The sequence below is a fragment of the Aeromonas sp. FDAARGOS 1402 genome, from assembly GCF_019046925.1.
GTDB classification, from domain to species: Bacteria; Pseudomonadota; Gammaproteobacteria; order Enterobacterales; family Aeromonadaceae; genus Aeromonas; species Aeromonas caviae.
The window spans coordinates 1,869,432-1,877,500 of sequence record NZ_CP077201.1 but is presented as its reverse complement, the minus strand read 5'-3'; the positions used below and the strand labels follow the sequence as shown (position 1 = coordinate 1,877,500).

Here is an 8,069-nt window from a genome sequence, read left to right as displayed (position 1 = left end):
GTGGACCGCCGTGCTGGTAGGGGCGCATTATAGGGAGCCGCGCCGTGATGACAAGGGCTTTTTCACCGAAAAGAACCGTTCGCTCAGATATGCAGCAAAGCGGTTCAATTTCGTTCGCATCACCACCATTTCGGGCTGTCATTGGATTTAAATTGAACATTTGAAAAGCTACTTTATAATTGGCTTTTAAAATGTTCAATTAAGGTTTCATTCATGCACCAGATCCTGGATAGCCGCAAAGAGGAGAGAATCGTTCCTTTGTTCCGCCTCGGGTTTCGGCCTTTCTTCCTGTTCGGCGCCTTGTTCTCGGCTTTGGCGATGCTGGGCTGGCTGGGGCAGCTCAACAGCTGGTTCGCTCTGCCCGGGATTGCCAACCCCATCTGGTGGCATGCACATGAAATGCTGTTCGGCTTTGGTGCCGCCATAGTGGCGGGTTTTCTGCTTACCGCCGTCCAGAACTGGACCGCTCACCCAGGTGTACGCGGTTGGCCGCTGGCACTGGTCGTGGGATTGTGGGCCATCCCGAGAGGCCTGCTCCCCTGGTTTGGAGAAAGCAATGTCACTCTGATGGTCATGGACCTGGCCTGGTTGCCCCTCTGTACGTGGTTCCTCGCCAGACCCATCATAGTGACGCGCCAGTGGCGCAATCTCTTTTTTGTTCCCCTGCTTCTCGTGTTGACCCTGCTCAATACCGCTTGCTGGCGGTGGCATGCCGAATGGCCATTGGTGGAACATATCCTGCTTGCAACCGTGCTCCTCTTCACAACCCTGATTGCCGTCATGGGAGGACGTGTCATTCCCTTCTTTACCGCCAGAGCCACTGGGACGGAAAAAGCATTACCACTGCCGTGGCTGGAGCGCATTGCCCTCGCGTCTCTGTGGCTCATCCTGCTGCTCTGGTTGGTGCTCCCGACACAGTGGGTCATCGGAATTCAGATGTTCCCTCTATATATAGTGGCGGCAGGGGCTCACCTCTACAGGCAGCTGCGCTGGCGACCCGGAACCACGTTGGCCCAGCCCCTGCTGTGGTCGCTTCACCTGGCCTACCTCTTTATCCCACTGGGGCTGACCGCCCTGGCGGCACGCACGGCTGGCTGGCCGATTGCCTTGTCACTGGCCAGCCATCTGTTCAGTGCGGGCAGCATGGGGGCCATGATCCTCGGGATGATAGCCCGTGTATCCCTCGGACACAGTGGCAGAGCCCTGCAGATAGGACGCAGGATCACGGCGGCATTTGCACTGGTGATCCTGTCCGCGCTGTTGCGGGTCTTGCTCCCTCTCTTTTGGCCAAATCTCACCCTCACGGGATGGAACCTCAGCGGATGGAGCTGGGTTGCCGCCTACGGTCTGTTCATCTGGGTTTATACCCCCATACTGACCAGTCCCAGGGCGGATGGCCGCCCCGGCTAATCATCGCGTGGCCATGGCCGGATAGTGGATCAGATTGTGAAAGATAGCGGGAGCGACCCCAAGATTGCGATAGCCATGGGGACGGTCCGCTGCAAACCGGACGGCCTCACCCTGATCGAGGGAACGCCATGCTCCGTCCACCAGTACCTCCATCACACCGCTGATGACGATGACATGTTCGGTCACTCCGGGTTCATGGGGTTCTGACTCCCGCTGGTATCCAGGTAGCAGGGTCAGTTCGAACAACTCGAAACCAAAGCGGGCCTCATAGGGGAAAAGCGGGGCAACCTGCATCCCCTCTCCCGCCGGCTGCTGTCGAATATCATCGGCAATACGGTATACCGTCTCTCCCTGTGCCGCTGGTGTCGGCTCAATGAAACTGGAGAAAGAGACCCGAAAACCGGTGGCAATCTTCCACAATGTTGCCACCGTCGGACTGGATTCACCTCGCTCGATCTGTCCCAGCATGGCCTTGCTCACCCCCGTTTCACGGGCGGCCATATCCAGGCTCCATCCTCTTTCAGTGCGCAGCCCTTTCAATCGCTGGGCCAGATAGCGACTCATCTCCTGCATCTGTTCTCCGATTTCTTCGAGCCATATTGTGCGCCATAACGCACAGCGTTATAGTCCAAACCACATTGTACGCAATAGCGCACAAGCTATCAGCATCCACAAGGAAGTTTCCCATGCCCCTAGCCCTCCCCCACATGGTCGCGGGACTCATCGCCGTATTGGTGGGTTACACGAGTTCTGTCGTCTTGATCATCCAGGCCGCCACGGCCGCCGGTGCCGATGCAGCCCAGGTCTCTTCCTGGCTATGGACACTGGGTATCGGCATGGGGGTCAGCTGCATCGGCCTCTCCCTTTATTACCGGGTGCCTGTCTTGACGGCCTGGTCCACCCCGGGTGCCGCCCTGCTCATCACCAGCCTGGGGAACTTCAGTCTGGCTGAAGCCATCGGCGCCTTCATCATCTCTTCACTGCTGATCACCCTCTGCGGTATCAGCGGCTGGTTCGACAGGCTGATGCATCATATTCCCGCCCCCCTGGCGGCCGCCATGCTGGCCGGAGTCTTGCTCAGGTTCGGGCTGGATCTCTTCAAGGTGGCACCGCAAGATCCTCTGCTGCTTGGCACCTTGCTACTGGCTTTCTTGCTGGGTCGCCACCTCTGGCCCCGCTACACCATGGTGCAGGTCCTGGCTGCCGGCATGCTGCTCTGCACCCTGAGGGGCGAGCTGCAACTCAACGAGGTTCACTGGCAACTTTCCACCCCGGTCTGGATCTCGCCAGCCTTTTCCATCGACGCCCTGCTCGGCATCGCACTCCCGCTCTTTCTCGTTACCATGACCTCGCAAAACATGCCGGGCATTGCCATCCTGCGCGCCCACGGCTATCAACCGGCCACTTCTTCCCTGATTGGCTGGACCGGATTCATCGGCGTGCTGCTGGCACCGTTTGGCGGCTATGCCTTCAACCTGGCCGCCATCACTGCCGCCATCTGCATGGGCAAGGAAGTGGATCACGATGTCACTCGACGCTGGCCTGCTGCCGTGTGGGCTGGTTGTTTCTACCTGCTCACAGGCTGTTTCGGTGCCACCGTGGTTGCCCTGTTCAGCGCATTCCCTGCGGTGCTGGTCACCTGCGTGGCCGGGCTGGCGCTGCTCGGTACCATAGGCAGCAGCTTGCACAGCGCCTTGCAGCAGGACGAGGAGCGGGAAGCCGCGCTACTGACTTTCCTTGTGACTGCCTCGGGGATCACCCTGCTCGGGGTCGGGTCTGCCTGCTGGGGATTGCTGATCGGAGTGACATTGCATCAAGTCAATCGGCTCCGCGCCTGACCTGACCATCTGGGGAGACTCCGGTGAGACGCAGCACATAATCCTGAGAAGAGCGTTCACATATGAACCTTATTCCTTTCTAGTGACAAAACGGCGCAGATCCTTCCCGACAAGCGCCGTTGTCAGACTCAATACTGGAGAACGAAGATGAGGAATCAGGCTGTCATTTTGTTACTGGCACTGCTGGGCGCCACCACGACCCAGGCTGCCGACACCGATCGGGAGCTGGCACGCCAGCTCGCGCTGCAGCAGAAGAACCTGCTGCCGCTCCTGAACAATCAGGAATACCAGAGTCCACTGCCCAACCTGCTGCAAAAGGCCAGCCCGCGCCTGAAGCGCCAGGCTCGGGATGCCAACCAGGCGGCCATCAGTCGGCAAGGGCTGGATGGCGAGGTCAGGGAACTGATGCAACTGCGGCTGGCCAATCCGGATCAGGCGGATGCACTGCAACAAGGGGTTGAGCCACTGGTTGCCTACATACCAAGTGGTGACGAAAAGAGCTGGAGCGCCATCGAGGCGTTCGACAGCGCCGGCAGCCCGATCTATCTCGATGTGAACCAGCCGCCGGCGCGGCCGGTACTGGTGGTGGAGGCCGATCCGGTCAAAGCCAAGAATGCCGGCCTGAAGGTGATGCGAAAGGCGCTGGCTGCCGCCGACATGCAGATGACGCCCCGTGCCACCAGCAACACCACCTCCCTCAAGACCAGCATTCTCAAGAAGATCAGGCTCAACGATGATCAGGAGCCCTGGCTGCTGGGCGCCGCCGAGGTCTATGCCGTCGTGGCCGGGGTCAATCCTGTCAGGGACGAGCCCGTGGTAGATATCGTCGACATGCCCTATCTTGACTACGACAACACCGACTACACCCCCAACCAGATCCTGGTCTATTGGGATCGCTACCGCTGGGGAGCCGTCGACGTGGTCATGATGGAGCAGGATGACAACGTCAATTACAAGGAGCTGAGTGCCCTCCTGATTGACGCACTCAAACTCGGCTTCACTGCGGGCGGCGTACCCGAGGCCCTGCCCTTCCTCGACCTCGGCGGTCGTATCGTCAAGGCACTTCCGGACTCCTGGATGACCAACAACGACGACTACCTCGACACCTTCTATACCCTGGAGCAGGACCAGAGCTATCACCAGTATCCCGGTGCCGCCGGCAATGCAGTCATCGATCTCGAGCCCAGGGAGATCCAGCCAACCCGGCCCTGACTGTCGCCCAAAACAAAAAGCCAATGAGAAGACTCATTGGCTTTTCTGTATCAGAGCCGAGGATCAGGCCTGACCTTTCGGCCTCACACCCAGTGTGTGACAGATGGCGTAGGTCAGCTCTGAGCGGTTCAGGGTATAGAAGTGGAAATCCTTCACCCCTTCCTGACTCAGCACACGCACCTGGTCGATGGCAATGCTGGCTCCCACCATGTTGCGCGTCATCTGATCGTTTTCCAGCCCTTCGAAACGCTGGTGCATCCAGCGCGGGATCTTCACGTTGGTGAAACCGGCAAACTTGGCCAGGGTCTGGTAGTTGGAGACCGGCAGTATCCCCGGCACGATCTCCGCATCGATACCGATGGCGGCGCAGCGATCCCGAAAACGCAGATAGGTCTCCACATCGAAGAAGAACTGGGTAATGGCCCGGTTGGCACCGGCATCTATCTTGCGCTTGAGGTTGAGCAGGTCGGATTGCGCACTGCGAGCCTCGGGGTGGCCTTCCGGATAGGCGGCGACCGAGATATCGAAATCGGCTTCGGATTTCAGCAGGGCGACCAGGTCGGTGGCATACATGTCAGGCTTGTCGAGGCCGGGAGGCAAGTCTCCGCGCAGGGCCACGATGTGGCGAATGCCGCTGTTCCAGTAGTCACGGGCAATGGTGCGCAACTCGTCACGGCTGGCATCGATACAGGTCAGGTGCGGGGCGGCGATGAGGCCGGTACGCTCCTTGATGTCCTTGATCACCTTGTGAGTGCGGTCCCGGGTGCCCGAATTGGCGCCATAGGTCACAGAGACGAATTTGGGCTCCAGCACCTGCAGGCGCTCGATGGACTGCCAGAGGGTGTTCTCCATCCCTTCGCTGTTGGGCGGGAAAAACTCGAAACTGACCGATATGTCGCCACCCAGATCCGCCAAACTCTGGTTGAGTGCCTCAACCTGACGCGCACTGTGAAATCCCATCTGCTCTCTCCCTGTCCTGCAACCCATTCCTTCACGCCAAAACGGATGTTTGGACGTCTAAACGTCTTTCTATCTTTATGAGAAAACGGATCAAAGTCAATACCGATTTGTAAGCGACAAGGGGGATTGCCGATTTTTTTATTTTGCAATTCAACCTAAGTAATGAGCGACCCCATCCCAAAATGCTGTCAGGCACGCTATGATGCGGGCGGATCGTCCTGGACGTTCTGAATCTGCGTGTGATTGTTTGGCCGGGTTTCCCGGCCTTTTTTTAACTTCTTTCCCCGCCTGCCGATAAGCAATTCAAGCGTTTGCAGGAGCCCCATCATGGAAGATCACCCCGGTTTTGCCACCGATCTGCTGTTCGATCGCTATCAGGGCGAGGTGACGGATCATGATGCGTTCTGGACCGTGCGCACCCCGGGCTCTCCAGACTACTACTTCGGCAACTACCTGTTGCTGCCCACCCCCCCAAGCGATCGTGACAAGGGCTGGCTCGAGGCCAGTTTCGACAGGCTGATTGGCTGGGATCCCCGTATCCGCCACCGCACCTTCCAGTGGCCCCTCACCGCAGGCCAGAACAGCCGGGTCGCCGAGTTCGTGGCGGCGGGATACCAATACATGGAGTGCGTGGTACTGGCGCTGGGTGCAATGGAGTGGCAAGCCCCCACCGGCAGCGACCTGGCTCCGGCTCGCCCGTTCACCGCGGCGGACTGGGATCAGTGGCTCGCCTTCGAGCTGGCAGAGCGGGATCCCGCCCATTCGGAGGAGCGCTATCTTCCCTATCTCTTGTCACGCCGCCAGCTCTATCAGGCCATGATCGATGACGGGCTCGGACAGTGGTGGGGGTTATGGCACCAGGATCAACTGGTTGCCAGCTGCGGACTCTTCTTCACCGGCACCCTGGGACGCTTTCAACTGGTGCGCACGCACGCAGAGTGGCGAAACCGGGGGCTTTGTCGTCTGTTGCTGAGCCAGGTCGCACGCCAAGGACTGGCACGGGCCAGTTCGCTCATCATAGTGGCAGACGAGCACTATCACGCCCAGCGGGTCTATCGCGCTCTGGGTTTCGTGCCGGTGGCCCGTATCGGCAGCCTGTGCCGCTGGCCACGGGAATGACAGGTCATCACGCAGATGCAAAACGGGAGGCCAAGGCCTCCCGTTCTTCATGGTGAACCATCAGGGCTGTGCCCCCTCCAGTTCGCTGGCGAGCGCCTCCTCCACTTCGGCAGGAGGCGCTGGAGCGACGGCTCCGGACACCGGTGCTGACGGAGGCTGGGTCGCGCTTGCTCCGGAGGGCGCTTGTCCATCCGGCACCACAGGCGCAGCAGGTTCGGTCCCGATGGCACCCGACACAGGGACGGCAGGCACGCTCGCCTCACACTGACACTCCTGTCCCTTGCCCTGGTTGCCCTGATGGGGGGCATACCACCCTTTCAACCCCTGTTCCAGGCGATCGGCCGCCGCCTTGGGTGCCACGGTTCCCAGCAATACCTGCTGGCTCACCTCGGCCAGTTCATCCCCGAGCTTGGGAGTGCCGCGGGAGAGGATCTGGGTGGCAACCCGGATGGTGGAATCGCACTGATCCCGCCACTCCATCATCTCTCTGGCCGCCGGATTGGTGGCTTCAAAGAAGTGGTTGGAGAGCGAGAAGAAGCCGGGCAGCGAGTTGGTATAGAGCTCGGCAAACTGGGGAGTGGTCAGCCACTGCAGGAAGGTCATGGCGGCCTCCTTGTTCTTGCTGGCCGGATTCATCCCCATACCGATGTCGGTGTGATCGGTGAAGAAACAGCCATCCCCCTGCTTTGCCACGGGCGGGCGCATGACACCGAAGTCCACCTTGCCGGTGAAGGGGGCGATCTCCCAGGATCCCGCTGCATAGAAGGCAGCCTTACCCGAGGTGAACAGCTCGTTGGTGGTGGCGTAGTCGCGGCTCTCGCCCCCCTCCCCCAGGTAGTCACGCCAGCGGGCCAGCTCCTCGAACACCTTGACGTATTGCGGGTTGTTGAAGCGCTCCTGGCCCCCGATCAGCGCCAATCGACCATCCTCCCCCTTCCAGTAGTTGGGGCCTATGTTCTGGAAACCGAGCTCGGAGGCAACCCAGCTCTCCGAGCCGCTCACGGCGAGGGGAACATAGCGACCATCCGCCTTCACCTTGTCCAGGGCCGCGAAGAATGCCTCGCGGGTCTGGGGAACCGTCAGCCCCAGCTCACTGAAAATCTTCTTGTTGTAGAAGAAGCCGTGAATCACCGATGCCATGGGTACGCAGAAAGTCTGGGCGCCACTGTCGGTCTGCCAGGGGGATTGGGCAAAGCTCGGGAAGTTCTCCATCCCCGCCATCTCGCTCAGCTCCACCAGATGGCCCGCCTTGAACAGGGCCAGGGAGTCGTCAAACGGGCGGCAGGTGATGAGATCCCCCGCCTTGCCCGCCTTGAGGCTGGCCCAGAGGGTCGGCATGTACTCGACGTTCTGCACCCCGTTGAATTTCACCTGAATACCCGGGTGGGCGGCCTCGAATGCAGGAATGATCTTCTGTTCCCACAAGGCCTTGTCATCTATGCGCCAGCTCTCTATCACCAGCTCGCTGGCCATCAGCTGGCCACACAACAGGAGACTCAGGGCCCCGATCCACTTGTTAGCCATAAGTCC

The 8,069-nt window shown here is 60.0% G+C and carries 7 protein-coding genes; 4 read left to right on the top strand and 3 right to left on the bottom strand.

Going from position 1 to position 8,069, the window contains the following annotated elements; genetic code table 11:
* Nucleotides 1-213 precede the first annotated feature (213 nt).
* The gene (locus I6L32_RS08975) at nucleotides 214-1,410 is read left to right on the top strand and encodes an NnrS family protein (RefSeq protein ID WP_052815872.1); all 1,197 of its coding nucleotides are present in this window, start codon (nucleotides 214-216) and stop codon (nucleotides 1,408-1,410) included.
* Here the strand turns inward: I6L32_RS08975 and I6L32_RS08970 are convergent, their stop codons facing one another.
* Complete coding sequence (locus I6L32_RS08970) at nucleotides 1,411-1,983, bottom strand: helix-turn-helix domain-containing protein (protein ID WP_042015843.1); 573 nt, start codon at nucleotides 1,981-1,983, stop codon at nucleotides 1,411-1,413.
* Nucleotides 1,984-2,096: 113 nt separating this feature from the next.
* Between I6L32_RS08970 and I6L32_RS08965 the strand changes: the two genes are divergently transcribed.
* Both I6L32_RS08965 and I6L32_RS08960 read left to right on the top strand, forming a co-directional pair.
* A complete protein-coding gene (locus tag I6L32_RS08965; RefSeq protein ID WP_254203893.1) occupies nucleotides 2,097-3,248 on the top strand; it encodes a benzoate/H(+) symporter BenE family transporter in 1,152 nt (383 codons plus the stop codon).
* 147 nt (nucleotides 3,249-3,395) lie between these two features.
* Nucleotides 3,396-4,460: a DUF3103 family protein gene (locus I6L32_RS08960; protein ID WP_052815871.1), complete on the top strand. Its 1,065-nt coding sequence runs from the start codon at nucleotides 3,396-3,398 to the stop codon at nucleotides 4,458-4,460.
* Nucleotides 4,461-4,523: 63 nt separating this feature from the next.
* Here the strand turns inward: I6L32_RS08960 and metF are convergent, their stop codons facing one another.
* The gene (gene metF / locus I6L32_RS08955; protein ID WP_010674220.1) at nucleotides 4,524-5,420 is read right to left on the bottom strand and encodes a methylenetetrahydrofolate reductase; all 897 of its coding nucleotides are present in this window, start codon (nucleotides 5,418-5,420) and stop codon (nucleotides 4,524-4,526) included.
* 327 nt (nucleotides 5,421-5,747) lie between these two features.
* On the opposite strand from metF, the gene I6L32_RS08950 reads away from it, so the two are divergent.
* A complete protein-coding gene (locus I6L32_RS08950) occupies nucleotides 5,748-6,539 on the top strand; it encodes a GNAT family N-acetyltransferase (protein ID WP_216944970.1) in 792 nt (263 codons plus the stop codon).
* A gap of 60 nt (nucleotides 6,540-6,599) precedes the next feature.
* On the opposite strand, the gene I6L32_RS08945 is transcribed toward I6L32_RS08950, so the two are convergent.
* Nucleotides 6,600-8,063 (bottom strand): extracellular solute-binding protein, encoded by a 1,464-nt coding sequence (locus I6L32_RS08945; protein WP_052815869.1) that lies wholly within the window; start codon nucleotides 8,061-8,063, stop codon nucleotides 6,600-6,602.
* Between the last annotated feature and the right edge of the window lie 6 nt (nucleotides 8,064-8,069).

Excerpts from the sequence above, each read along its gene's own strand:
- I6L32_RS08975 (WP_052815872.1), top strand. The coding sequence starts at position 214 with ATGCACCAGATCCTGGATAGCCGCAAAGAGGAGAGAATCGTTCCTTTG.
- I6L32_RS08965 (WP_254203893.1), top strand. The coding sequence starts at position 2,097 with ATGCCCCTAGCCCTCCCCCACATGGTCGCGGGACTCATCGCCGTATTG.
- I6L32_RS08950 (WP_216944970.1), top strand. The coding sequence starts at position 5,748 with ATGGAAGATCACCCCGGTTTTGCCACCGATCTGCTGTTCGATCGCTAT.
- I6L32_RS08970 (WP_042015843.1), bottom strand. The coding sequence starts at position 1,983 with ATGCAGGAGATGAGTCGCTATCTGGCCCAGCGATTGAAAGGGCTGCGC.
- I6L32_RS08945 (WP_052815869.1), bottom strand. The coding sequence starts at position 8,063 with ATGGCTAACAAGTGGATCGGGGCCCTGAGTCTCCTGTTGTGTGGCCAG.
- I6L32_RS08960 (WP_052815871.1), top strand. The coding sequence starts at position 3,396 with ATGAGGAATCAGGCTGTCATTTTGTTACTGGCACTGCTGGGCGCCACC.
- metF (WP_010674220.1), bottom strand. The coding sequence starts at position 5,420 with ATGGGATTTCACAGTGCGCGTCAGGTTGAGGCACTCAACCAGAGTTTG.